15 protein-coding genes are annotated in these 24,364 nt (G+C 76.9%); 7 read left to right on the top strand and 8 right to left on the bottom strand.

The features are described from left to right. Positions 1-9: 9 nt before the first annotated feature. From ACF1ED_RS08465 to ACF1ED_RS08475, 3 genes are all read right to left on the bottom strand, one after another. The gene (locus tag ACF1ED_RS08465; protein ID WP_391757911.1) at positions 10-486 is read right to left on the bottom strand and encodes an SRPBCC family protein; all 477 of its coding nucleotides are present in this window, start codon (positions 484-486) and stop codon (positions 10-12) included. A gap of 158 nt (positions 487-644) precedes the next feature. After that, positions 645-1,322, bottom strand: a complete 678-nt coding sequence (locus ACF1ED_RS08470; RefSeq protein WP_391757913.1) for a response regulator — start codon at positions 1,320-1,322, stop codon at positions 645-647. Next, positions 1,319-2,443, bottom strand: coding sequence for a sensor histidine kinase (locus ACF1ED_RS08475; protein ID WP_391757915.1), 1,125 nt, complete (start codon positions 2,441-2,443; stop codon positions 1,319-1,321). The genes ACF1ED_RS08470 and ACF1ED_RS08475 overlap by 4 nt, the downstream gene beginning before the upstream one ends. A gap of 439 nt (positions 2,444-2,882) precedes the next feature. Here ACF1ED_RS08475 and ACF1ED_RS08480 point away from each other — a divergent pair, with 439 nt between their 5' ends. Continuing rightward, entirely contained in the window at positions 2,883-5,090 is a 2,208-nt protein-coding gene (locus ACF1ED_RS08480) for an MMPL family transporter (RefSeq protein WP_391757917.1), read from the top strand. Here ACF1ED_RS08480 and ACF1ED_RS08485 read toward each other — a convergent pair. After that, positions 5,080-5,673: a GNAT family N-acetyltransferase gene (locus ACF1ED_RS08485; protein ID WP_391757919.1), complete on the bottom strand. Its 594-nt coding sequence runs from the start codon at positions 5,671-5,673 to the stop codon at positions 5,080-5,082. The two genes, ACF1ED_RS08480 and ACF1ED_RS08485, sit on opposite strands and share 11 nt — an antisense overlap. 356 nt (positions 5,674-6,029) lie before the next feature. Between ACF1ED_RS08485 and ACF1ED_RS08490 the strand changes: the two genes are divergently transcribed. The 5 genes from ACF1ED_RS08490 to ACF1ED_RS08510 all read left to right on the top strand — a co-directional run bounded on the left by ACF1ED_RS08490 (position 6,030) and on the right by ACF1ED_RS08510 (position 18,602). After that, positions 6,030-6,887: a DUF4132 domain-containing protein gene (locus ACF1ED_RS08490; RefSeq protein WP_391757921.1), complete on the top strand. Its 858-nt coding sequence runs from the start codon at positions 6,030-6,032 to the stop codon at positions 6,885-6,887. Continuing rightward, the gene (locus tag ACF1ED_RS08495) at positions 6,884-11,794 is read left to right on the top strand and encodes a DNA-binding protein (RefSeq protein ID WP_391757923.1); all 4,911 of its coding nucleotides are present in this window, start codon (positions 6,884-6,886) and stop codon (positions 11,792-11,794) included. The genes ACF1ED_RS08490 and ACF1ED_RS08495 overlap by 4 nt, the downstream gene beginning before the upstream one ends. A gap of 234 nt (positions 11,795-12,028) precedes the next feature. Beyond that, complete coding sequence (locus tag ACF1ED_RS08500) at positions 12,029-13,183, top strand: AAA family ATPase (RefSeq protein ID WP_391757925.1); 1,155 nt, start codon at positions 12,029-12,031, stop codon at positions 13,181-13,183. Continuing rightward, a complete protein-coding gene (locus ACF1ED_RS08505) occupies positions 13,180-16,773 on the top strand; it encodes a DUF5682 family protein (protein WP_391757927.1) in 3,594 nt (1,197 codons plus the stop codon). Before ACF1ED_RS08500 ends, ACF1ED_RS08505 begins: the two co-directional genes overlap by 4 nt. After that, complete coding sequence (locus tag ACF1ED_RS08510; RefSeq protein ID WP_391757929.1) at positions 16,770-18,602, top strand: hypothetical protein; 1,833 nt, start codon at positions 16,770-16,772, stop codon at positions 18,600-18,602. The genes ACF1ED_RS08505 and ACF1ED_RS08510 overlap by 4 nt, the downstream gene beginning before the upstream one ends. Positions 18,603-18,667: 65 nt before the next feature. Here ACF1ED_RS08510 and ACF1ED_RS08515 read toward each other — a convergent pair whose 3' ends face one another. Beyond that, positions 18,668-19,501, bottom strand: a complete 834-nt coding sequence (locus ACF1ED_RS08515) for a class II glutamine amidotransferase (protein ID WP_391757931.1) — start codon at positions 19,499-19,501, stop codon at positions 18,668-18,670. 106 nt (positions 19,502-19,607) lie between these two features. Beyond that, the gene (locus ACF1ED_RS08520) at positions 19,608-20,543 is read right to left on the bottom strand and encodes an ion transporter (RefSeq protein ID WP_391757933.1); all 936 of its coding nucleotides are present in this window, start codon (positions 20,541-20,543) and stop codon (positions 19,608-19,610) included. A 225-nt stretch (positions 20,544-20,768) separates the two neighbouring features. On the opposite strand from ACF1ED_RS08520, the gene ACF1ED_RS08525 reads away from it, so the two are divergent. Next, positions 20,769-21,434 (top strand): LuxR C-terminal-related transcriptional regulator, encoded by a 666-nt coding sequence (locus ACF1ED_RS08525; protein WP_391757935.1) that lies wholly within the window; start codon positions 20,769-20,771, stop codon positions 21,432-21,434. A 7-nt stretch (positions 21,435-21,441) separates the two neighbouring features. Here ACF1ED_RS08525 and ACF1ED_RS08530 read toward each other — a convergent pair whose 3' ends face one another. Continuing rightward, complete coding sequence (locus ACF1ED_RS08530) at positions 21,442-22,656, bottom strand: sensor histidine kinase (protein WP_391757937.1); 1,215 nt, start codon at positions 22,654-22,656, stop codon at positions 21,442-21,444. Between the two features lie 328 nt (positions 22,657-22,984). Beyond that, the gene (locus tag ACF1ED_RS08535; protein ID WP_391758725.1) at positions 22,985-24,364 is read right to left on the bottom strand and encodes an FtsX-like permease family protein; all 1,380 of its coding nucleotides are present in this window, start codon (positions 24,362-24,364) and stop codon (positions 22,985-22,987) included.

Below are 24,364 nucleotides of genomic sequence, written 5' to 3' on the forward strand. Positions count from 1 at the left end.
GCGTACCCCTCAGGCACCGCTCGCGGACGGGACGGCGGCCGGCTCGCCGCGCCGCTGTTCGCGCACCGCGATGCGGGCGAGCTTCGTCAGCATCATGCCGTTCCGGATGGAGACGAGGTAGTCGACGGGCAGTCCGTGCATCCGGGTGCCGGGGCCCCGCAGGGGGTGCCATTCCAGGAGGAAGAGGGTGTGCTCGCCCCAGGGGACCAGGTGCATGGCGATGCGGGCGGCGCCGAAGGGGTCCGCCTTCGCCTCCAGTTCGAGGCGGCGCTGCGGCTCGCAGATGCGGACGACGCAGGTGTCGTCGAGGGCGAGGGGGCCGATGCCCACCCGGACCCGGAGCCGGGCGCCCACCTCGGGCCACCGCGGGTCGGCGGCGATGACCCGCTGCGTCCCCGAGACCCACTCCCCGTACCGGAGGCCGTCGGCGAGCAGGCTCCACACGCGTGACGGCGGACTCAGGATCAAGCGCCTGTTACGGGACACCACGACCGCCTTCGCTCATTTCCGCACGGAACGACATCAATGGCCTTCGGTGAGGCTATCCGTGGCCCGCCTCCCCCGCACGCACGGACGACCGCGTGTTTCGGCGGACGCGGTCCCGGCCGCCCCGGCGCGGGGGAGCGGCCGGGGCCCGCTGCGGCTCAGGGCGCCTGCCGTGCCGTCACCAGGCCCGACTCGTAGGCGGCGATGACGGCCTGGGCGCGGTCGCGGACGCCGAGCTTGGCGAAGAGGCCGGTGATGTGGTTCTTCACGGTGGAGGGGCTCACGGCCAGCCGGTCTGCGATCTCGGTGTTGTCCAGGCCGCCGGCGATCAGCCTCCAGACCTCCCGTTCGCGCGGGGTGAGTCCGTCGGTGCCGGGAGGAGCCGGCGGCGCCGCCGGCCGGCCGGGACGCGTGACGTGCGTGGAGATGAGCCGGGTCAGGAGCCGGGGGGCGAGGATCGCCTCGCCGTCGTGGACGACGCGCAGGGCGGCGACGAGGTCCTCGGGCGAGATGTCCTTGGGCAGGAAGCCGCACGCCCCCGCCCGCAGGGCGCCGATCACGTGCTCGTCCATGTCGAAGGTGCTCAGGGCCAGGACGCGGCAGTCGGGCAGTTCGGCGGAGAGGCGTTCGGTGGCGGCGATGCCGTCGAGGACCGGCATGCGGATGTCCATGATGACCACGTCGGGCCGGTGCTCATGGGCCAGGCGGACCGCCTCGGCGCCGTCCGGGGCCTCGGCCACGACCTGGAAGCCGGGTTCGGGCGCGAGCATCAGGGCGAGGCCGTGGCGGACGAGGGGCTGGTCGTCGGCGATGAGGACCTTCACGGTGGCGTTCACGCGCGCGTCTCCTGACGGTCGGCGGGGAGGGGCAGGCGGGCGCGGACGGCGAAGCCCTCGCCCTCCGGTCCGGTGCGCAGGCTGCCGCCGTGCAGGGCGACGCGTTCGCGCATCCCCATGAGGCCGTAGCCCGAGCCCCGTGCGGCGGGGTGGCCCCGACCGGGGCCCGCGTCGGTGACGGCGACGCGCACCTCGTGGGCGGCGAAGGCGAGCCGTACGTCGACGTGCGCGCCGGGGCCCGCGTGCTTGCGGCTGTTGGTGAGGGCCTCCTGGACGATGCGGAAGACGGTGAGCGCGACGCCGGGCGGGAGGGTCCCGGGATCGCCGTCGGTGGTGAGGGTGGTGGGGAGGCCGGCGCGGCGGCTGTCCTCGACGACGCGGTCGAGGTCGCCGACGCCGGGCTGCGGGGAGGTCGTCTCGCCCCCGTCGTCCTCGTCGCCGGCCCGCAGCACGTCGAGCAGGTGGCGCATCTCGCGCAGGGCGGTGCGACCGGAGCCCTCCAGGGTGACGAGCGCCTCCCGGGCCGTCTCCGGGGACCGGTCGAGGTTGGCCCGGGCCCCTCCGGCGAGCAGCTGCATCGTGGTGAGGTGATGGGCGACGATGTCGTGCAGCTCGCGGGCGACGCGGCGGCGTTCCTCGGCGACGGCGCGCTCGGCGAGCAGCTGTCGTTGGGCCTCGGCGTTGCGCTGCCAGTGTCCGACGGCGATGGCGGTGCCGACGACGAAGAGCGCGGACGCGACGTTGGCGGCGAGCTCGACGGCGCTCGGGGCGACCGCCGCGGGGCGGACGAACTGGATCGCCACGACGCACCCCGCGACGGCCGCCGCGCCGACCGCGGGACGGTGGTGGCGGATGACGGTGTACAGCGCGACGACGGTCGCGGCACCGTAGTGCTGGCCGACCGAACTCAGCCAGCCGAGCGACAGGTTCACGGCGAGGACGCCGGCAAGGATGGCCAGCGGGGCGCGGCGGCGGGCCAGCAGCAGCAGTGCGGCGGCCACCGTGACCAGGCACCCGGCCACCGGCACGCGCCCCTGGTCCATCTGGCTGGTGATGGTGAACCCGACGAGGTCGAGGGCCGCCGCGCCGGCGGCGACGAGCCCGTCCTGCCGGCTCCACACCCTCGGCCCACCCCGCCGGCTCCCGGCCCGGCGGCCCGGCTGCCCGGAGCCGGACGGGTCCGCCCCGTGCCCCGCCCGGCCGGGGCGCGTCTCGTCCGCCCGCCGTCCCATCTCCGCCTCCCTCGTCCCTGGCCGCGCCTGTGCACGGACCGTCGTGGCGGCCCGATGACGTGCGGTTCTTTCCGTCGAGTCTCCCATGGTGCCGGTGCGCCGGAGCCGGGGCGTCGGGTCCGGGAGGGAGCGGGTACCAGGAGCGTGCTCCCAGACGGCGGGTGGTGCGGGGCCGTGCTCCCAGAGGGTTTCTCGTCCCCGCCTCCGAGGCCCGGGTGCGATGCCGCTGATGTGCTGGAGGCGTGCCGGGATCACCCGGCCGGAGCGCTTCCCCGGACCTCCGTGGTGCCGGGAGGCGCTCTCCCGTACTCGCCCTGGAGGCCTTTCCGTGATCCGTGCCCTGACCGGGTTCTCGACCCGCAGACCCTGGCGGGTCATCGCCGTGTGGGCGGTGGTCGGCGTCTTCGCGGCCATCGTGGGACAGTCGCTCGTCTTCCGCGTGACGCACACCGACAGCGCCGGCTTCCTGCCCCAGGAGTACGACGCGGCCGCGGCGCTGCGGGTCGCCCGGGAGGAGTTCGGCGCGGAGCCCGACGCCGACGCGGTGACGGTGCTGGTGGCCCGGCGCGACGGCAGGCCGCTGGAGGACTCCGACAAAGAGCGGGCGGCGGGGGTGGCGCGTGATCTGAGCGTCACCCGCATGAAGATGCCGTGGACGGACGAACAGATACCGGGGCTTTCCACGGACTACTCCCAGGTCCCCCGGGTGACGATGACGACGACCGCCCCCGACGGGTCGTTCGCCCTGCTCGGCGTACAACTGCGGGGCAACTCCACGGACCCCGGCATGCACTCCCTGTACCGGGTCTTCCAGGACCGTGCCGAGCAGGAGTTCGGCGCGGCCGGGCTGCGGACCGGCTTCACCGGGGGCCTGGCGGACGTGGTGGACCGCGCCGACGCGGAGAAGACCACGCAGACCGTGGTCGGTCTGCTGATGGTCGGCCTGATCGTGCTGGTCAACGTGCTGGTGTTCCGCAGCGTCCTGGCCGCCGTCGTGCCGCTGCTCGCGGTGTCCGTGGTGGGCGGCGCCGCCGTCGGCACGGTCGTGGGAGCGGCCCTGCTGACCGGTCTCGAACTGGACCCGGGCACCCCGGGCATGATCGGCACCGTGCTGATCGGCATCGGCGTCGACTACTTCCTCTTCCTGCTGTTCCGGTTCCGCGAGGAGCTGCGGAGGCGCCCGGAGGAGCACCACCGCGCGGTGGCCGCCGACGTGGCCGGACGGGTGGGCACGGCGGTGACCTCGGCGGCGCTGACGATCGTGGCGGCCTTCGCGACGCTGGGCGTGGCGACCTTCGGGCAGTTCCGGGTGCTCGGGCCCTCGGTGGCGGTGTCGGTGCTGGTGATGCTGCTGGCGAGCCTGACGCTGATGCCCGCGCTGCTCGCGGTCGGCGGGCGGCGGATGTTCTGGCCGTCGAAGAGCCTGGCGAAGGCCGAACGGCACGGTCTGGCGGGCCGTACGGGCGAGCTGGTGGCACGCCGTCCGCTGCTGGTGTTCGTGGCGTCGGCCGCCCTGCTCGGCGCGCTCGCCACCGGCGTGGCGGGCATCCGCATGGACTTCGGCATCGGCGGCACGCCGAGCGACACCGCGGCCGCGGAGACGGCACGCGAGATCGCCGGCGCCCTGCCGCCCGGGGTGTCCGATCCGACCACCGTGTACGTGACCTCCGACGACGGCCGCGCCCTGGACCCCGCCGGACTGGACGTCCTCCGGGGGGCCCTGTCCGAGGTGGCCGGGGTGGGCTCGGTGGCCGCGCCCGTGTTCGACGCCGACCGCACGGCCGCCCGGCTGGACGCGTACCTGACGGTCGGCAGCCAGACCGAGCGCGCGCGTGCCCTGGTGGCGGGGCCGGTGCGCGAGGCCGTCCGGGAAGCGACGCCGGCCGGGCTGACCGCGCACGTCGGCGGTACGGCGGCGGTGTTCGCCGATGTGGCGACGGCGGTGGACCGGGACCTGCGGACGGTGTTCCCGGTGGCCGCGGCGCTGATCGCGCTGATCCTGGTGGTGCTGCTGCGCAGCCTGGCGGCCCCGGTGGTGCTGATGCTCGCGGTCGGGCTCTGCTTCGCGGCGACCCTCGGCGCCGCCGCGCTGGTCTTCCAGCACCTGGGCGGCGAGCCGGGCGTGAACTTCGTCCTGCCCCTGGTGCTGTTCCTCTTCGTGGTGGCCCTGGGCACCGACTACAACATCCTCGTCAGCGACCGTCTGCGCGAGGAGATGGCCCGCGGTGGTCCGGCCCGCGCGGCCGTGGCCCGCGCGGTGCGGCACACGGCGCCGGCGGTCGCGACGGCCGGGGTGGTGCTCGCGGCCTCCTTCGGGGCCCTCGCGGTGAACGCGGACCCCTCCACCCGTCAGCTGGGCTTCGCCACCGCGCTGGGCATCCTCCTGTCCGCCTTCGTGCTGTCGCTCCTGCTGGTGCCGGCCGCCTCGGCGCTGCTGGGCCGGGGCATGTGGTGGCCGGTGCGCGCCACCGTGGCGGGCGGGAGGAAGGAGCCCTCGTCCCCGGGGGTGCCCGAGGACGAGCTGGTCACGAGGTGACAGGCCGGTAGGTGAAGCCGCTCAGCGGTGCGAGGGCCTTCCAGCCGATCGCCTCGTAGAGCGCCCGGCCCTGGACGGTCGCGCCCAGGACGCCTTCGGACACGCCCCTCTCCAGGGCGGCGCGGGTGAGGGCGGCCATCACCGCCGTCCCGAGGCCGCGGCGCCGGTGGGCCGGTTCGGTGATGATCTGATCGAAGACGCAGGCGGTGTCCGTCAGGCCGGCCTGGCCGCGGGCGGCGAGTTCGCCGCCCGCGGCCACGACGCGCACGCGGGCCACGCCGTCGGCGGTCTCGACGGCGGCGGTGTACCCGTCCGGCGTGCGCACGCGCGCCGGACGCAGGTCGACGGCCATCAAGAAGCAGGGCTCGGTGGGCTCCCACCCGGCCGGGAACCAGGGTTCCATGTCGGCCGGCGGCAGGAACGCCTTGACGCACGTGGCCGGCTCGGTGACCGTGCCGACGAGCGTGCGGGCGGTGTCGGCGTCGGCACCGAGCAGGACGTGACGGACCGTCCGCGACGGCCGCCCGACCTCGATCCGCAGCCCCCAGGGGACGTCCTCCGGCGCGGTCGCCCCACGGGACACGGCCCATCCCTCGGCCCACGAACGCGCGGTCCTCAACATTTCGGTCACCCCGTGGAGACGCCTGCCGACACGACACGAGGGAGTCCCCGCGGCCGGCGTGAAGACGGCCCGGGCTCCCTCACCACCGCACTGTACGTGAAGCACGCCGGGCCGCCGGGGGGTTCGCCGTGCCGGGCGCCACCGGCGCCGGCGGGTCGCCGGCGCCGCACGACGGACGGCGTCGCGGGGACGGGGGGCTGGCGGGCGCGTTGTCAGTGGCGCCCCCTAATGTCGCTCGCACATCGCGGTTCAGGGGCGCTTCGGCCCCTGGTTCAGGCTGCGTGGACGGATGACGTACGGGTGGAGAGGCGCTGCTGATGGCGTGGCTGGATGCGGGTGAGGGGTACGAGGTCACCCTCGGCGAGGGCGGGCGTGTGGTCGCACGCCGGGCCGGGGGGCGGGAGCTGAAGTCCGTCCCGAAGGCGCTTCGGGACGATCCGGGGGTGGACCGGCTGCGGCGGCTCTCCGAGTGGCTGGACCGGCACGCGGACGCGTGCGTGGCGCAGGTGGACGCCTGGATGGTGTCCTCGCTGCCGGTGCCGACCGCGCTGATCGCCCGGGTCTGGCCGGACGAGGCGTGGCGGTCCGCGCTGCGCGACATGGCCGTCGTGGGGGACGACCCGGAGGAGGTCGGCTTCCTGAGGGACGTGTCCGGGGACGGCGGCCTCAAGGTCGTCGACCTCGACGGCGAGACGGTGCGGATGGCGCCGCGCACGGTCACCGTTCCGCACCCGGTGCTCCTCCCCGACCTCGACGACGTACGGGAGTTCGCGGCCGAGCTGGGCATCACCCAGCGCGTGGAGCAGATCCACCGCGCCACCTGGAAGCGCCCGGAGACCCACCCGGCGAACGCGACGGAGGTGCGGGACTACGCGGGCGGCAAGTTCGCCTCCCGCTTCGGGCTCGCCGCGCGGGCCACCGGCCTCGGCTACCGGGTCTCCGGGGGCTACGCCACCTGCAAGGTCCGCGACGGCGGGCGGGACACCGAGGCGTCGGTGTGGATCGGCGAGCCGTACTGGGACGGGGAGTCGGAGACCGGCGGGCTCAGCTGGCACGACGAGGAGGGCCGCGCGGTGCGGCTCGACGGGGTCGGACCGGTCGCCTGGTCCGAGGGGATGCGCATGGCCGCCGCGCTCTACGCCGGCCGCACGATCGAAGAGGGTGGGAACGCGTGACCGGCACGACCGCGACGAACGTGGACACGGAGCTGCTGAACGCCGGGGCCGTGCTCCCGGCCGACACCGTGGGGGCCGGGCCCTCCGCCGTGGAGCTGACCGCACGGACCTACCGCCATCCGGTGCTCGGCGAGGACCGGGTCGTGGTGCGGCTCACCGCCGCCGAACTCGGCGCGGCGGAGGACCTGGCCGCGGGCTTCCTCGGCCTCGAACCCGCCGCCGAGCCGGCGGTGGTGGGACTGGGACGGCGTCAGGAGCTCGGCTTCCCCGAGTGGGTGCTCGTGCACCACCCGGAGGACGGCCACCACGCGCTGGCCGTCGTGCCCGAGCTGGACCGGCTCGCCCGGCAGGCGAAGACCAAGCCCAAGGCGGCGCTCGACGCCTGCCTCGAACTCTCCGGACGGCTCGCCGCCTCCGTCCCGCACTTCCTGCCCGTCTTCTACGAGCAGGCCGCACGGGTCTTCCTCGCGGTCGAGAACACCACCTACGCGGGGCAGTTGTTCGGCCGCGCCCGCACCAGCGAGGCGCAGCACGGGCTGAGCGTCGACGAGGACCGGCTCGACGCCGTGTTCCTGGAGTTCGCGCTGGCCGGCGCGCTGCCCGTGAAGGTGCTGTCCGGGTACGGCAAGGAGCTGTCGGCGCGCCTCGCGCCGGCGGAGGCGTACGAGCGGTTCCGCCGTCTGTGCGTGCGCCGCACCGCGGGCGGTCTCGCCCCGTCCGCGCAGGCCGCCACGGAGCTGCGGCGGCTGGCCCGCGCGGCGGGGCTGCCCTCCGCGGAGGCCGAGCAGGACCACCTCGCCGAGCTGCTGCCGCTGCCGGCCACCCTGCGGGCGGCGACGGGCTGGTGGAAGGCGCAGCGTCCCGCGCTCGTCGCGCTCGCCCGGCGCGTGCCGGCGGTCCGCGGCACCCTGCTCACGCTGACCCCGCCGTCGGACGACGGCGCCATGAGCGAGCTGTGGCTGGAGATCCTCGCGGAGTCCGGTGCCGACGCGGGTCTCGTCGACGGGGGCCTGCCCGCCGAGGAGCGGTGCGCCGACGGTGCCGCGGGCTGGCTGGAGCGCTACCACGCGGCCCGGCACCGCGGCTGGGGCCGGCGCCCGACCCCGACCGCGCTGCTGGACCTGGTCGAGCGCGCGGCGGGCCTGATCCGCTCCGACCTCGCGGCCCGCCCCGAGGGGAGCCGCGAGCTGCGGGTCGGGGTCGACGACGTCAACCTGCTGGACCTGCTGCTCGCGCTGGACGTCCCCGTCGCCGCCCCGGCCCCGGAGGGCCACCGGCACGCCGCCATGCTGGACCTGACGGACTGGCACCAGTCCGAGCGGCCCCGGGACCTCGTGGCGCTCGCCGCCGACGGGCGTTTCCACAGCGCCTTCGACCGGGGCGCGGACTCGTTCAACGGCGCCGGTTCCAGCACGGACGTGATGCGCCGGCTGGCCGCCTCGGAGGGCGGTGCGGTGCTGCTGGCCCGCTGGACCCGGAGGGTCGCCCGAGAGTCGGTGGCGGCCGGGCTCCCCGCCGTGCCGCGCGTCCTGTCCACGCTGTCGTGGCTGCCGTCCGAGGCGCTGGCGCTGGCGCCGGAGGAGGTGGCCGCCGCGGCGGGCGTCGACCTCGGCGAGACGCTGGCGCGCACCCTGCGCGGCGGGCTGTGGGAGGAGTTCCACTGGCCCGCGTGGGAGCGGGCGGTGGCGGAGCTGTCGCCCGCCCGCTCCGACAGGGACCAGCTGACCGTGGTCGAGGCGTGGCCGTACCTGATCGTGGCCAACGCCACCCAGGCCCGGGTGATCGACGCCGACTCCACCGTCCTCACCCACGACCTGCGCATCCCGGCCTCCGCCGCGTCCTCGGTCCGCGCCCGCGGCTTCCACTACGTGGACGGCGCCCTGCTCGTGTTCTGGAGCGTGTACAGCAGCGGCCAGGTCCAGGGCTACTGGCACACCGCGCCCGACCGGCTGATCACCCTCGACGAGAGCGTCAACCGCTGGTCGCTGCGGTCCGGCCAGGTCAGCCTTCCGCTGCCCGGCGGCGGTCGCACCACGGGCCGCGGCGTGCTGCACGCCGGGGACACCCGGCTCCCGGAGGAGGTCCCCGTGATCTCCGACGGCACGTCGTACTGGGTGTACGAGAACGGCGACGAGAGCGGCTGGCGCGAGTACGACCCCGCGGAGGGCACCTACGGGAGGCGTTCGCTGCCCGGCTTCCTCGCCGACGCCCTGCGGCCGCACGCCCCGGGCGCCGAACTCGGCGCGTTCTCCTCCTGGCTGCGGCCCGCCCCCGCCGTGGAGGGCTCCGCCGTGGGCGCGCCCGTCGACGGCCTGCTGGGCTGGCGCGTGGTGCGGCTGGCGGAGCGCGGCTGGCACGCGGACGACCTCGCCGGGCGCGAGGTCGTCCTCCCGGCGGGCGCCCAGCTGCCGCTCGCGGCACTGACGTTCCCCGGCGACGACCGCCCGCGCGCCCTGACCCGTGAGTGGCGGACGCTGTCGCTCACCGACCCGGACGGCGTCGTCACGGCGACCAGCGAGGGCGGCCGGAGCGAGCTGTTCCGCACCGCCACGTCGCTGCTCCCGCCGCTCGCCTTCCTGTACGCGCTGCGCGCCCGCGACCCGCGGGGTTCGGCGGCGTTGCGCCGCGCCGACGCGGAGACCGCCGGCATCCTGCTGAAGGGGGCCGCCGGCGTCGAGAGCGGGGAGGACGTCGCGACCCTCGTGTGCACCGCGTTCCCCGAGCTGACCACGCCCGAACTCGTCGCCGGCGTGGCGCAGGCGATGGGGTTCGCCGTCCGGCAGCAGAAGGCGCTGGACGCGATCGCCGCCCGCCTCGACCCGGTGGCCGAGCCGGTCGTGACGCGGGAGAAGGGTCCGTCCGACCGGGTCTTCGCCCAGGCGCTCAACGGCGTGGTGGGCTCCGGCTACTACCGGTGGGGCTCCGAGAACGACGTGACCCACCGCTATCTGGAGGAGCTGGCCTCGGTCTGCGCCGACACGGACGCCGAGGCCGTGCCGGGCCGCCTCCACTTCGACCTGCCGTCGCTCCCCTGGTCCGGGCTGCCGTTCACCCAGCTGTTCGACCGGCCGGGCGCGCTCGCGTACCGGGCGGTCGCGCCCGGTACGGAGCCCGGGCGGGCGGGCGCGCTGCTCGACGTTCTCGGCCGGGCCGACGCCCTCGGAGTCCTGTCGGCGGCCGGATCGGCCGACCGCTGGCGGCGGGTCCTGCTGCACCTGGCCCAGCCGCACCTGACCACCCCCGACGGCCAGGACCGGAACCTGTCGCACCGCAGCGTCGTCCCGCTCGGCGGCGGGGCCGCCCTCGGCCTCACCGAGCAGAGCGACGGCGTCCCCGACGGCCGGGAGTTCGGCGCCCTGCTGTACGACCCGAGCGGGCGCTTCGACGTCCCCGGGCCCTACACGGTGCGCTCCTGCACTCCCGTCGGCGACCCGGTGCGCGGCGCCGGGTGGGCGGCCGCGTTCCTCGCGGAGGCGCGGGCGCGGGGCACCGCGCCGTACGTGCCGGCGGCGGCCGAGGAGTTCGGCCGGCTCACCGGGGCCTCCCGGGCGCTCTCCGCGCTCGTCCTGGCCGGCATGCCCGAGGTCGACAGCCACGAGAGCAACTTCCTGCCCGTGGAGCTGCGCAAGATCCTGGGCCTGAAGGTCGTCGAGGCCGGGCACGCGCGGAACGAGCTGCGGGACCTGCCCGTCGAGGTGCGCCAGGAGGTCGTGGCGGCGCTGCTGCCCGAGGACCCGGCGCTGCTGTGGACCGCCGGGCCGGACGTGGCGGCCGCGGCCGAGGTGTGGAACGCGCGCGTCGGCCGCCGGGTCCAGGTGCCCGACTGGCTGACGGCCGAGGCCGCGCGGGCGGTGCGCGGCGGCTGGCCCGCGTCCCGGGCGCTGCCCGCGCTGCTGGACCCGGCGGGCTCCCCCGAGCTGGGCACGGACGTGGCGTGGCGGATCCAGAACGACCGGCCGGAGCCGGTGGCGCCCGCCGACGCCCCGTTCAACGGCACCGTGCTGACGGGTGCGCTGGGCCTGATGACGTGGATGGCGCACCGGCTCCCGGCGGGCGACCCGCTGCGGGCGGCGCTGCCGGGCGCGCTGACGGCCGTGCGGCAGCGGCTGGCCTCGCCGGACCTGCTCGTCGCGGTGGGGCAGTTCACGAGCCTGGCGGAGTTCCGGAAGGTGGCGGGCGCCCCGACGGAGACGGCGCCGGACCACGAGCGGTACGGGGCGGTGCTGATGGCCACGCACGACGGGCAGCCGCTGCCGGCGCTGCGGACGTCGCTGCTGGACTCGACCGGCTCGGACCCGTACCTGGTCGCGCTGCGCGGGCCGGACCAGGCGCCGACGGCGGTCGAGGCGGCCCTGCGCCGCTGCCACGACCCGGCGTTCGCGCGGCTGCTCGCCGATCCGGGCGCGCCCGTGGCGGGCGGGACGGCCGAGGACGGCACGTGGTGGCCGCAGGACCCGTCGCGCTCGGTGCCCGCGCTCGTGGCGGAGGCCGCCGAGGCGCACGGCCTGGGGGCCGACGCCGCGACGCTGTACCTGATGCTGCTGGCCCTGCCCGACCCGACCGACCGGAACACGGCCCGGTGGACGGGGTGGAAGCCGGCGCGGCTGAAGGCGGCGCGGGCCGAACTCGCCGCCACCGACCTGGTGGTGTCCGCCGTCCGGGCCCGCGCGGGACGCTCGCTGTTCCTGCCGGGTGCCTGGGCGGAGCAGCCGTCGCCCGGGCTCCCCGTCGAGCAGTGGAAGCTGGCGCTGTTCGGCGTTCCGGCGGACGGACGGCCCGTCCTCGGGGCGCTGGTGCCGGCCGAGCCGGTCGCCGAGCTGTACGCCCGGGCGTGGCGGCGGATCGCCGACGGTGACCTGCCGCGCTTCGAGGAGCTGAAGGTGAAGCGCACCCGCCGGCGCCGCTGACCGGCCCGCCACCCGGCCACGGCCACGGCCACGGCCACGGCTACGGCTACGGCTACGGCTACGGCTACGGCTACGGCTACGGCTACGGCTACGGCGGACAACGGCCCCCCCGTCCCCGGGGGTGCCGTTGTCCGCCGGGCCGGGCGCCCCGCCGGCGTCCCCTCTCCCCCGTCCCCGCTCACGGCCCTCCATGCCCTCCCACCCTCCGCAGCCTCCGTCCCGAAGGAACCGCGCATGACCGTCACCGAACACTCCGCCCCCGCCCGGCAGGTCCGTCCCGCCGAGGAGCGTCACGCCGCCGAACTGGCCTTCCTCGCCGCCCAGGACCCGGGCCCCCGTCCGCCGGGCTGGGCGCTCACCCCGCGTGCCGTCGTCACCTTCGTCTGCGGCAGCGCCGGCGTCGAGCTGGCCCTGCCCGAGCGGCGCGAGGGCCTGCCCGCGAAGCTGGCGATCAGCCCGAAGTTCGTCGGCGAGCGGGCCCTCGTGGAGCGCTGCGTCGTCACCCTGGCCGGTGAGCGCGGACTGCTCCTGACCGGCGAACCGGGCACCGCCAAGTCGATGCTGTCCGAGCTGCTCGCCGCGGCCGTCTGCGGCACCAGCGCCCTCACCGTCCAGGGCACCGCCGGCACCACCGAGGACGCCTTCCGGTACGGGTGGAACTACGCCCTGCTGCTCGCCCAGGGCCCCACCCCTCAGGCCCTGGTCGACTCCCCGGTGCTGTCCGCCATGCGCACCGGCCGGGTGGTGCGCGTCGAGGAGATCACCCGCTGTCTGCCCGAGGTGCAGGACGCGCTGGTGTCCCTGCTGTCCGACCGGCGCGTCACCGTCCCCGAACTGACCGCCACCGAGGACGCCGTGGTGAGCGCCGCTCCCGGCTTCACGGTGATCGCGACGGCCAACCTCCGGGACCGGGGCGTCTCCGAGATGTCGGCCGCGCTCAAGCGCCGCTTCAACTTCGAGACCGTGGACCCGATCGCGGACGCCGACGCCGAGGCGACCCTGATCCGGCACCAGGCCGTCGCCGCGGTGCGGCGGGCCGGGGCGGAGTTCGGCGTCGACGACGCCGTCCTGGACGCCCTCGTGACCGTCTTCCGCGACCTGCGCTCCGGCCGGTCCACCGAGGGCTGGGACGTGGAGCGGCCGGGCACCGTCATGTCCACCGCCGAGGCGGTGCAGGTGGCGGCCTCGCTGGGGCTGTCGGCGGCCTACCTGCCCGGCGGGGACGTCCTCGACCTGCTCCCGGGCCACCTCCTGGGCGTCGTCCGCAAGGACGACCCGGCCGACCACGCCCGTCTCCTCGGCTACTGGGACGGGCCGGTCCGCCGCCGCGCGGAGACGGGTTCGGCGATGTGGCGCCGCCTCTGGGACCTGCGCGGGAGCCTGCGGTGACCCTTCCCGACCCCCGGGCGGCCGTCGATGCGCTGGCTGCGTCGCGCGCGCCGTACCTGCTGGGCGTACGGCACCACAGCCCGGCGCTCGCCGCCGTGGTGCCCGCCCTCCTGGACGCGGCGGAGGCCGAGGTGGTCTGCGTGGAGCTCCCCGCCGACTTCCAGCCGTGGCTGGAGCACCTCGCCGATCCCGAGACGGTCGCGCCGGTCGCCCTGGCCGGGACGGGCGAGGGCGGGCGGCTGTCCTTCTACCCGTTCGCCGACTTCTCGCCGGAGCTGGCCGCGGTGCGGTGGGCCCGGGCGCGGGGTGCCGAGGTCGTCTGCTGCGACCTGCCCCTCGGCGCCCCCGGCTGGTCCGCGACGGCCGACCGCACCCCCGGCGCGGACGGCGAAACCGAGCCGGACGGACCGGCTCGGCGTTCCTTCGCCGACGCGCTGACCGCCGCCGGCACCGGCCGGGACGGCGACGACCTGTGGGACCGCGCCGTCGAGGTGCTCGCCCCCGGCTGCGCGCCCGAGGCCGTGCGCCGGGCGGCGCTCGGGGTGGGCTGGGCGCTGCGCGCCGACGCCGTGGTGCCCGCCACCGATCTGGCGCGCGAGGCCCGGATGCGCCGCGTGATCGCGGAGGCGGCGGCGGACGGGCGGCGGGTCGCGGCCGTGATCGGCGCGTTCCACGCCCCGGCGCTGACGGCCGGGTTCGGGCGGGCCGACGGCACGGATCCGGACGGCGGCGACGCGGTCACGGGCCGCCCGGCCGGCTCCTCCCCGGCCGGAGCGGAGACCTCGGACGGCACGGCGGCCTCGGTGGCCGCCCCGGCCGGGGAGGCCGTCACCTCCTTCGTCCCGTACTCCTTCGACCTCCTGGACTCCCGCTCGGGCTATCCGGCGGGCATCCGCGACCCGCGCTGGCAGCAGGCCGTGTTCGAGGCGGGCGGCGCGCCGGACCGGCTGCGGGAGGCGGCCGCCACCGCGCTGACGGGCCTGTGCCGGGAGCTGCGCCGCGCGGGCCACACCGCCGGCACGGGCGAGGCCACCGAGGCGCTGCGGCTCGCCTGCGACCTGGCGGCGCTGCGCGGGCTGCCCGCGCCGGGCCGCGGTGAGCTCCTGGAGGCGGTCACCACCGTGCTCGGGCAGGGCGAGCCGCTCGGCCGGGGCCGGGCGCTGGCCCGCGCCCTGGAGGCCGCGTTCGTCGGCACCGCGCGGGGCAGGCTCACCCCCCGCGCCCCCCGGTCCGGCCTCGGCCCGTCCGTGGAGGACGAGCTGGCCCGGCTCCGGCTGCCCCGCCCGGACGACCCCGAGCCGCGCGAGGTGCGGCTCGACCCGCTGCGGTCGCCGCTGGACGGGCGCCGCGAGGTGCTGCTCCAGCGGCTGCTGGTCATCGGCGCCGCGTACGGCGAGCCGCTCGCGGTCGCCTCGACGGGCGACGGTACGGCGCTGGGCACCAAGTGGCGCCTGACGTGGACGCCTTCGGTGCCCGCGCGGCTCGACCTGGCCGGGGCCCGCGGGGTGACGGCCGCGCAGGCGGCCGCGGGCACGCTGGGCGAGACCGCGCGGCGCGAGGCCGCCGAGGGCGGGCCGACCCCGGCGCAGGTGCTGGCGGGACTCACCGCCGCCGCCCGCTGCGACCTGCCCGAGCTGGTCGCGGACCGGCTGCGGGAGGCGTCGGAGGTCCTGCCCGAGACGGCGGACCTGCCCGAACTCATCAACTCCCTGGACCTGTTGGAGGCGCTGCGCCGCGGCCACTTCCCGGGCACCACGCCCGGGGCGCGGGACACCGCCGGAGCGCTGACCGGTGAACTCCTCGAAGCCGCCGTCCGGTCGTTGCCCGGTCTCGCCGGGAGCGACGCCCCCGCGGACGCCGCGGCCCTGGTCGCGCTGGCCGACCGGGCGGCGGCGCGGCAGCTGGGCTTGCGGATGGACCGCGCGCTGGCCGACCTCTCGGCGGACGGCTCGCCCCTCGTCCAGGGCGCGGCCCTCGCCGTCCGCGTCCTGCTGGACCTCGATCCGGCCGCCGGACTCGGGGAGCGGGCCGCGGGCTGGATCGACGGCGCCGCGGGACCCGACGCGCGCCGTGCGCTCGCGAAGCGGCTGGCCGGTCTGCTCACCGCCGCCGGGCCGCTCCTCGAAGTCTCCCCGGACGCCCTCGGGCCGCTCCTGGACCGGGTCGACACGCTCGCCGACCAGGAGTTCCTCGATCGCCTGCCGGCCCTGCGGGGCGGCTTCGACGCGCTGTCGCCGGCCGCGCGCGAGCGGCTCCTGACGACGGTCACCGAGCGGCTCGGGGACCGCCCCGACCTCTCCCTCGACGCCCCGCCCGAGCTCCTCGCTCTGTGGGCCGCGGCGGACGCGGCGGGCCTGGCCGCTCTCAAGGCGCTGGCGCTGCCCGGCGCGGCGCCCGCGCCCGTACCGGCGGCGGGGGCGGCCGCTCCCGCGCCGGCGGCGGAGCCGGTGCCGCCCGTGCCGGAGCACGGGCTCGGGGCCGCGGACCGGTGGCGGCTGCTCCTCGGCCGCCAGAAGGACCTGCTGGGCGGCCGGGCCCGCCGCTACGCCCATGCGCTGGACGAGCTGTACGGCCACGGTCGCGGCGAAGGCTCCGACGGGCTCGACGGCGGCGCGTCCGGGCGGGGCGGCGGGCAGGAGGCGTCGTTCCCGACCGCCCGTGAGTGGGCGGAGGAGCTGGAGGCCCTGTTCGGGGCCGGCGTCCGCGAGGAGGTCCTCGCCGACGCCGCCGACGCGGGCCGGGCCGACGTCCTGGCCCAGCTGGACCCGGCCGCCGTCCGTCCGTCGGTGGAGCTGCTGTCCTCGGTGCTGTCCCTGGCCGGCGGCATGCCGGAGGCGCGGCTCGCCCGGCTCCGGCCGCTGGTGAAGCGGCTCGTCGACGAGCTGGCGAAGGAGCTGGCCACCCGGGTGCGTCCGGCGCTGTCCGGGCTGTCCTCGCCCCGGCCCACCCGGCGTCCCGGCGGCCGTCTCGACCTGGCCCGCACCCTGCGGGCCAATCTGGCGCACACCCGGCGGCTGGACGACGGCCGGGTCGTGGTCGTCCCGGAGCGTCCGGTGTTCGGCACCCGAGCGGGCAAGGAGGCGGACTGGCGGCTGATCCTGGTGGTCGACGTCTCCGGCTCGATGGAGGCGTCGGTCGTCTGGTCCGCCCTCACGGCGGCGGTCCTGGGCGGCGTGCCGACGCTGTCCACGCACTTCCTGGCCTTCTCCACGCAGGTGGTGGACCTCACCGACCGGGTCGACGATCCGCTCTCGCTGCTCCTGGAGGTGCGGGTCGGCGGCGGCACCCACATCGCCGCGGGCCTCGCGCACGCCCGGACGCTCGTCACCGTGCCCAGCCGCACCCTCGTCGTCGTGGTCAGCGACTTCGAGGAGGGCGCGCCGCTCGCCGGCCTCCTCGGGGAGGTCCGCGCGCTGGCGTCCTCGGGGGCGCACCTGCTGGGCTGCGCCGCCCTCGACGACGCCGGGGCGCCCCGCTACTCGGTGCCGGTGGCACGCCGCCTCGTGGCCGCCGGGATGCCGGTGGCCGCCCTCAGCCCCCTCGCCCTCGCCCGCTGGGTCGGCGACCGCCTCCGTGGAGAAGCCCGATGAGCACCGAACCGCTGCCGCCCGTCGCCCCCGAGGTCCTCGCCGAGGCCGTCGAGCAGCTCACCGCGCGGCTGCGCAAGAAGCTGGACGCCACCGTCGCCGAGTGCGCGGGGAAGGCCGTGGCGGGTGCCGACGGCTCCGTGGAGGTGCGGTTCGGCGAGGACACGCTGGTGACCCTGCGACCGGGCCCGTCGGGCGCCGTGACGGAGCCCGGCCAGGCGGTCTGCAGCTGTCTCCTGGCGCCGCGCTGCCTGCACCGGGCGGCCGTCCTCGGCGCGGCGCCCCTCGCGGACGCGGACGCCGTGGCCCCGGCCGGGCCGCCCGCCCCCGAGCGCGCGGAAGGGGCGTCGCCCCCGGGGGCGGCGCCCGTCACGGCGTCCCGTCCGGCGGCGGCCGAGGAGGCGCGGCCGTCGCTGACGCCCGCCCAGGTCGACGCGGCGTCGGGCCTCTGGCTGGCCGCCGCGGAGGCCCTCGCCGCGGGCGTCACCGCGGGCGGGACGGTCGTCCAGGCCGAGCTGCTGCGCGCCGCGCACTCGGCGCGGCTCGCGGGGCTGCCCCGGGCCGAGGCCGCCGCGCTCAGGGTCGTACGGGGTCTGCGGACGGCGCGCGAGCAGAGCCGGGGGCAGCGGCTCACCGACCTGACGGCCGCCTTCCGCTCCTTGCTCGCCGGGGCCGCCGCGCTCGCGTCCGGCGCGGCGGGGCCGGAGGGGGCCGGGACCGTGCGCCGCGCCTACGCGCAGGGCGGCAGCCTGCGGGTGCTCGGGCTGTGCCGGGAGCCGGTGCTCTCAGCGACCGGCTACGGCGGGGTGACGACCCATCTGCTCGGACCCGACGGCGCCCTCCACACCCTGTCCGACGTGCGGCCGGGCGGCCTCTCGCGGGCCAGGGGGGCGGGCACGGCGTCGGTCGCGCTCGGCGGGGCCGTCCTCGATCACGCCGGGCTGGCGCGCGGCGGGCTGCTGATCGCGGGGGCGACGGTCTCGGCGGACGGGCGGCTCGGCGCGGGCCGGGGGGTGCGCGCCACTCCCGTGCGCGGGGCGGACTGGTCGGAGGAGCCCGTCGCGTCGCTCTTCTCCAGGCCGGTACGGGAGGCCGTGGCGGCGGCGCTCGACGCGGCGGCGGAGGCTCCCGGGGACGTGGAGCCGGCGCTGCTCGGCTGTGACGTGACGGTCCTCGGCGCGGCCGGCGACCACGTGCTGGCGCGCGTCCTGGACGGCGGGCCGCTGGTGCGGCTGCGCGTCGCCCACCCCCACCCGGAGCTGCCGCACGCGGAGAACCTGCGCCGGATCGGCGGGTTCCCCGGTCTCGTCCTGCGGGTCCTGGGCCGCCCCGACCCGGACCGTGCGGCGACGCTCCGCCCGCTGGCGGTGGGCCCGGTGCCGGGCGCGTCGTCCTCGCTGCGGCTGCCGGAGGAGTGGCGGGGCCACGCGGACCTGGGCTACGACCGGCTCCAGGGCGATCACTTCCCGCGTCCGGAGACCGGCGCGTCCGCCGGCGCCCTCGGGCAGGCCGGTCCGGACCCGCTCGCCGACGCGCCGCTGTGGCGGGTCCGGCGGCTGCTGGAGACCGGCGTCGCGGGCGGGCGGCGCGCCGTCGCCGAGGCCGCCCGGGGGGCGGACCGGGCAGCTCTCGGGGTGCCGCTGCGCCGGGCGGGTCTCGCCGGGGCCGCCGACCTCGCGGAGGGCCTGGCCGCCGAGGCGGACCGCAGGCCGCGGGACTCCTTCGGCCGGCTGGTGGACGCCTCCCCCGAGGCGTACGCCCGGGCGTGGCTGGCCTCGGCGGTCCACCTGGACGCCGCCGAGCGTGCTCTGGTGACCGCTTCCTGGTCCTGAGGACCGTCCCCGGCCCCACCGGGGCGGGGCCGGGGACGGTCCTCGCGCCGGGCGGCCGGTGGGCGTCAGGCCGGCGCGGGGGCGAAGCGGTGGAGCTCGTCGGTGCCGGGCTGGACGACGCCGTAGCTGTTCTCCGGCACCTCGTTCCAGGCACCGGGCAGGTCACCGAGGGGCTCGGAGACGATCAGGCGGGTGTCCTCGGACAGGTGGCGCAGGAATCCGACGTCCGGGTGGAGCCGGCGCAGCGCCTCCACCCGGCTGCTGTAGAACAGCGAGCGCGAGGCGCGGGCGCTGGAGTAGCGGAAGACCCAGACGCGCGTGCCGTCGGTCAGGGCGAGCGTCATCTGGAGGGGGAACCCCACCCCGTGCGCCCGCCCGACCCGCTCCACGACGCCCGCCATCGCGGCGACGGCCGCGGGCGGGTCCTCGTCGAGACCGAAGGTCAGGGCCAGATAGAACATCACCTCGGAGTCCGTCGTGCCCTCGATGTCGGAGTAGAGCCCGGGGTCGACGAGCAGGGCGAGCTCACGGCGCAGGCGGGGGAAGCCGGCGATCGCGCCGTTGTGCATGAACATCCAGCGGCCGTACCGGAAGGGGTGGCAGTTCGACTGCTGCACCGCCGTCCCGGTCGAGGCACGGATGTGGGCGAAGAACAGCGGGGACCGGACGTGGTCCGCCAGCTCGCGCAGGTTGCGGTTGTTCCAGGCGGGCCCGACGTCCCTGAGCAGCGCCGGGGTCTCGCTGTGCTCCGAGTACCACCCCACGCCGAACCCGTCGCCGTTGGTCGTCTCCACCCCCAGTTTGGAGTGCAGGCTCTGGTCGATCAGGGAGTGGGCCGGCTGGTACAGGATCGTGTCGAGCAGCACTGGCGTGCCCCAGTAGGCGAGCCATCGGCACATGCCCGATCACCTGCGTCCCCGCCGGCTCCGCGCGTGACGTCCGCACGCCGTCCGGCCCTCCCATTGTCCGTACCCTTCCGTCCCGCCGCCACAGCGGAGCGGTCGGTCAGGCGATGGTCGTCATGCGCTCCCGGCCGTGGGCGGCGGGCGGGTGCGCGGCCAGGGACCGCTCCAGGGTGTCGAGCGCCTGCCGCATGCCGGCGATGCGCTCCGCGAGTTCCCCGGCAGCGGGCTCCGCGGGGGACGTCACGGGGCGGGTGGCGCCGTCGGTCTTTCCCGGGCGGGGTGCGCGGCCGGTGGCGCCGAGGGCGGCCTCGTCGAGTTCGCGGGCCTCGTCCAGGCTGTTGAGGACGACCCCGATGAGGACGTTGACCAGGACGAAGGAGGCGAGCAGGACGTAGGAGCCGTAGTAGAGGATGCTCAGGCGCGAGATGGCCAGCCCGTTGTAGATGGCGTCCTGGAGGCCCTCCAGGGTCATCAGCAGGAACAGGGTGAGCAGGGCGCGTCCCAGGGAGCCGAAGTGGGCCGGGTCGTGGGAGCCGAAGCAGACCCAGCCGACCATGGCGTAGACGTAGAGGACGACGGCTCCGACGAAGAGGAAGCTGACGGTGCCGGGCAGGCTGCGGGAGACGGCGATGAACAGGATGCGCAGCTGGGGCAGGAAGCGGGCGGTGCGCAGGACCCTCACCATGCGGAGCAGTCGCAGGACGGTGGCGTTCTCGCGGACGAAGGGGACGTAGGCGCCGGCCACGACGACGAGGTCGAAGACGTTCCACCCGTCGCGCCAGAACTCCTTGGGCCGGTCGGCGTGGGCGCCGAGGCGGAGCAGCATCTCCAGGGTGAAGAAGGCGAGGCAGCCGTGCTCGGCGCCGCGGAGCCGGGCGGCGTGGTCGGTGGCGAAGCCGTGGTAGGTCTCGGCGCCGAGCAGGACGGCGTTGAACAGGATCACGGTCAGGACGGCGAGGGAGAAGGCGGGGGCTTCGGTCACGGAGCGGCAGGATGCGGCGATCCGGACCCGGGTGGGAGCCGGGGCGGTGGTCATGGGGATCTCCGGAGGGCAGGTGCGGGCAGGGGGAGGCGGGAGCGGGTTTCCTGTCGTCCTAACGCGCCGGGAAGATCACGGGCTGCGGGGGTCCGGAGAATTGGGGGAACGATTCATCCGCGACGGCGAAAGACCGCGCATCGGGCCCCTTTCGGGCCGCCCGGTCCGTGACCGCCCCAGCCCAAGATCGTTAACTCCGTTCCGCTCGCGCCCGATAATGGCGTCGTGACCGAGAGACGACTCCGCGTGGTGCTGGCCGAGGACTCCGTCGTGCTGCGGGACGGCATGGTCGAGCTGCTGGGGGCGCGCGGGTGCGAGGTGGTGGCCACCGCAGGGACCGCGGCCGAGCTGCTCGACGCGGTGGGGGCGCACCGCCCCGACGTGGCCGTGGTGGACATCCGGATGCCGCCCACCCACACCGACGAGGGCATCCGGGCCGCCGTCGGCATCCGGGCGGACCATCCCGGCGTGGGCATCCTGGTCTTCTCCCAGCACATCGAGACCGTGTGGGCCGCGCGGCTGCTGGCGGACGGCGCGGCCGGCGTCGGCTACCTGCTGAAGGAACGCGTCGCGCGGACCGACGAGTTCGTGGAGGCGCTGCACCGCGTCGCCGACGGGGGGACGGCGCTCGACCCGGAGGTGGTCGCCGGGCTGATGCGGGGCGGACGGCGCGGTCCGGTGGACTCGCTGACCCCGCGCGAGCGCGAGGTGCTGGAGCTGATGGCGCAGGGCCGCTCCAACCGTGCCGTCGCGGCGTCGCTGGCGGTGTCGGAGCGGGCGGTGGAGAAGCACGTCGCCGCCGTCTTCGCGAAGTTCGGCCTGCGGGCGACGGACACCGACAACCGGCGGGTGAAGGCGGTCCTGGCGTTCCTGGCGGAGGGCGGCGCCTGAGCCGCCCTCACAGCCGGGCCGGCAGCTCGGCGGTGACCGTGGTGGGGCCGCCGGGCGGGCTGTCGACCGTCAGGACGCCGTCCACCGCCGCCAGGCGCCCGGCGAGACCGCTCAGACCGCTCCCGGTACGGGTGCCGGTAGCCGTACCGCCGACGGTGCCGGTGTCGGTGTCGGTGCCGGGCGCCGCACCGCCCCGTCCGTCGTCGCGCACGACCAGGCGGACGCGCCCGCCGGAGGCGCTCGCCAGGAGCTCGGCGGAGCGTGCGCCGCTGTGCTTGGCGACGTTGGTGAGCAGTTCGGCGGCGCAGAAGTAGACGGCCCGCTCGACCGCCGGGTCCACGTCCTCCCGCAGGTCGAGGCGGACGGCGACCGGCACCGGGGAGGTGGCGGTGAGGCCCGGCAGCGCCTGGGCGAGGCCGCCGTCCAGGGCCACCGGCCTGATCCCCCGGGTGAGCCCGCGCAGTTCGGCGAGGGTGACGTCGGTCTGGTTCCTGGCCCGCTCCACCAGGGCGCGCGACCGTGCCAGGTCCGGGCCGGCGGCGGGCGCGAGCGCGTCGTCCGTCAGGGAGAGGGTGATGGCCAGGGCGACCAGCCGGGCCTGGGTTCCGTCGTGCAGGTCGCGCTCCAGGCGGTGGAGCCGGTCGGCGTTCTCCGCGAGCAGGCCGGCGCGGGCCGTCTCCAGCTCCCTGACCCGCCGTTGCGCGGGGGCGGGGCCGAGCAGCAGCACGCCGAGCCGGCGGTTCGCCCCGCCGAGCGTCCTGATCGTCGCGGGCAGCGCGGTCAGGATCAGCACGCCGAGCGGTACGGAGACGAGGTCCGCCCAGCCGACGGGGCGCGGCCCCTCCAGGAGCCGGGCCCAGAGCGGGAAGCCGGTCAGCCAGCCGCAGGCGAGGGGCAGCCCCACGGCGGCGGCGAAGCCCAGGAGGCCGAGCGGCAGCCGCAGCAGCAGGTAGAGCAGGGCGCGCCAGGCGACCGGATCGGCGAGGACGACGCGGCCCCGGGCGAGCACGCCCTCGGGGCGGGGCAGTCCGGCCGGCGCCTCGACGTGCGTGCCGAGCAGCCGGCCGAGCAGCCACCGGTGCGGGGCGCCGAGGCCACGCGCCCCGAGCAGGGCGGCGGCGACGAAGGGCAGTCCGAGCACGGTGAGCGAGAGCAGCACTCCCGCGTACAGGACGGCGATCGCGTAGCCGCCGCCGACCAGCGCGAAAGGCAGCCCGGCCACGGCGAACACCCACTCGCCGCCCCGGACGGAGAACCACCCCCGATGTCCGGAAACAGCCCCCGGCCGCGACCGCCCGGACGCGGCTCGCGACCGCCCGGACGCGGACCGCCGCCACCACTCCGACGCGGGCCGCGCCCACCTCGACGCCGTCTCCGCACCGGACGCGGCTCGCGACCGCCCGGACGCGGACCGCCGCCACCACTCCGAGACGGGCCGCCACCACCGCTCCGACGCGGGCCGCGCCCGCCTCCGCGGCGTCTCCGCGCCGGTGGTGCCCTCGCGGGACGCGCCCCGGTCCTCGTCGGCCGGTCCTCCCCCGCCGCCGTGCTCAGTCACCGCTGCCGCCCGCCAGTTCCGCCGCCGGGCCGCGTACCGCCCGCAGGCCCGTGACGAGGATGACCGGGACCGTCACCGCCGTGGCACCCGCCACGATCCAGCCGCAGGCGGCCGGCGGGACGACCGGCACCGCGGAGCCGGTCACCGCCGCGCTGTACGCCGACGACGTGGCGCCCGCGACCACGGCGCCGAGCAGGACGCCCACCACGGCGGTCAGCACCGCCTCCACCGTGAGCATGCGCAGCAGCTGGGCCCCGGTCGCGCCGACCAGCCGCAGCAGGGCGAACTCTCGGCGCCGGCCGGCGGTGAGGGCCACCAGGGTGTTGACCGTGGAGACGGACGCGAAGCAGACCAGCAGGGCCAGTTCGCTCTGGCGCAGCCAGACGTCCGTGGCCGAGGTGACGCCGCTCGCTGCCGCGCCCGGGGCGTGCCCGGCGGTACTCGTCATGATCGACATGGTGCCCGACAGTCCCACGAGGAGCGCCACGGGCACCACGGCGGACGACAGGCGCCGGGCGTAGCCGCGCAGGTTGGCGTCGGCCAGCCACCCGGCGCGGGGTGCCAGCGCCCGTGCCGGCGCGCCGGAGACGGCGGCGAGGGCCCGGGCCGCGAGCGGTCCCAGGAGGGCCACCGCGGCCAGCAGCACGAGCGAGCCGAGCAGCGCGGCCTGTCCCGCCTGGTCCGCCCGCCCGGGCGGCCGCGTGGCGGCCAGCCGCAGGAGCAGGCCGCCGGCGACCAGCACGACGGCTCCGGCGAGCAGCCGCGGTGCGCCCGTGCGGTCGTGCTCGGTCGAGCTCGCGGTGAGGGCGGCCGCGGGCGCGATCCGGGAGATCCGCCGGGCGGCGACGGCAGCGGCGGCCAGGCCGACGGCGAGGACGGCGACCAGCGCGACCAGCGCGACCAGCATCGGCAGGACGGTGTCCGGCACGCGCAGGCCCGGCGCTGCCATGCCCCGCTCCTGGAGCTCCGCGAGGAACCGGCGGGCCCCCGCGGCACCGGCGGCCCAGCCCGGCGCGGCGACCAGCAGCGTCGTCGCCACGACCTCGGCGCGGACCAGGCGCCGGGCCTGCCGGGGCGTCGCCGCGACGGTGCGCAGCAGGGCCAGTTCGCGGTGCTGCTGCCGGAGGGCGAAGCCCAGCGCGTTCACCACGACGAAGAACGCGACCAGGACGGCGATCTCGCCGAACGCGCCCGCGATCACCATCGGTCCGGGTCCGTCGACCGGCTCCCCGGCGTCCGGCCCGGCGGTGGCCTCGGTGGCGAACAGCAGGCCGAACGTCGTCACGGTGGCGAGGGCGAGGAAGAGGGCGACGGCCAGTCCGGCGAAGGCGGCGGGGCGGCGCCGCAACTGCCCGAGGGCGAGTGCGATCAC

The organism is Streptomyces sp. NPDC014656 (genome assembly GCF_043084305.1).
Classification (GTDB): Bacteria; Actinomycetota; Actinomycetes; order Streptomycetales; family Streptomycetaceae; genus Streptomyces.

Excerpts from the sequence above, each read along its gene's own strand:
- ACF1ED_RS08490 (WP_391757921.1), top strand. The coding sequence starts at position 6,030 with ATGGCGTGGCTGGATGCGGGTGAGGGGTACGAGGTCACCCTCGGCGAG.
- ACF1ED_RS08500 (WP_391757925.1), top strand. The coding sequence starts at position 12,029 with ATGACCGTCACCGAACACTCCGCCCCCGCCCGGCAGGTCCGTCCCGCC.
- ACF1ED_RS08510 (WP_391757929.1), top strand. The coding sequence starts at position 16,770 with ATGAGCACCGAACCGCTGCCGCCCGTCGCCCCCGAGGTCCTCGCCGAG.
- ACF1ED_RS08515 (WP_391757931.1), bottom strand. The coding sequence starts at position 19,501 with ATGTGCCGATGGCTCGCCTACTGGGGCACGCCAGTGCTGCTCGACACG.
- ACF1ED_RS08520 (WP_391757933.1), bottom strand. The coding sequence starts at position 20,543 with ATGACCACCGCCCCGGCTCCCACCCGGGTCCGGATCGCCGCATCCTGC.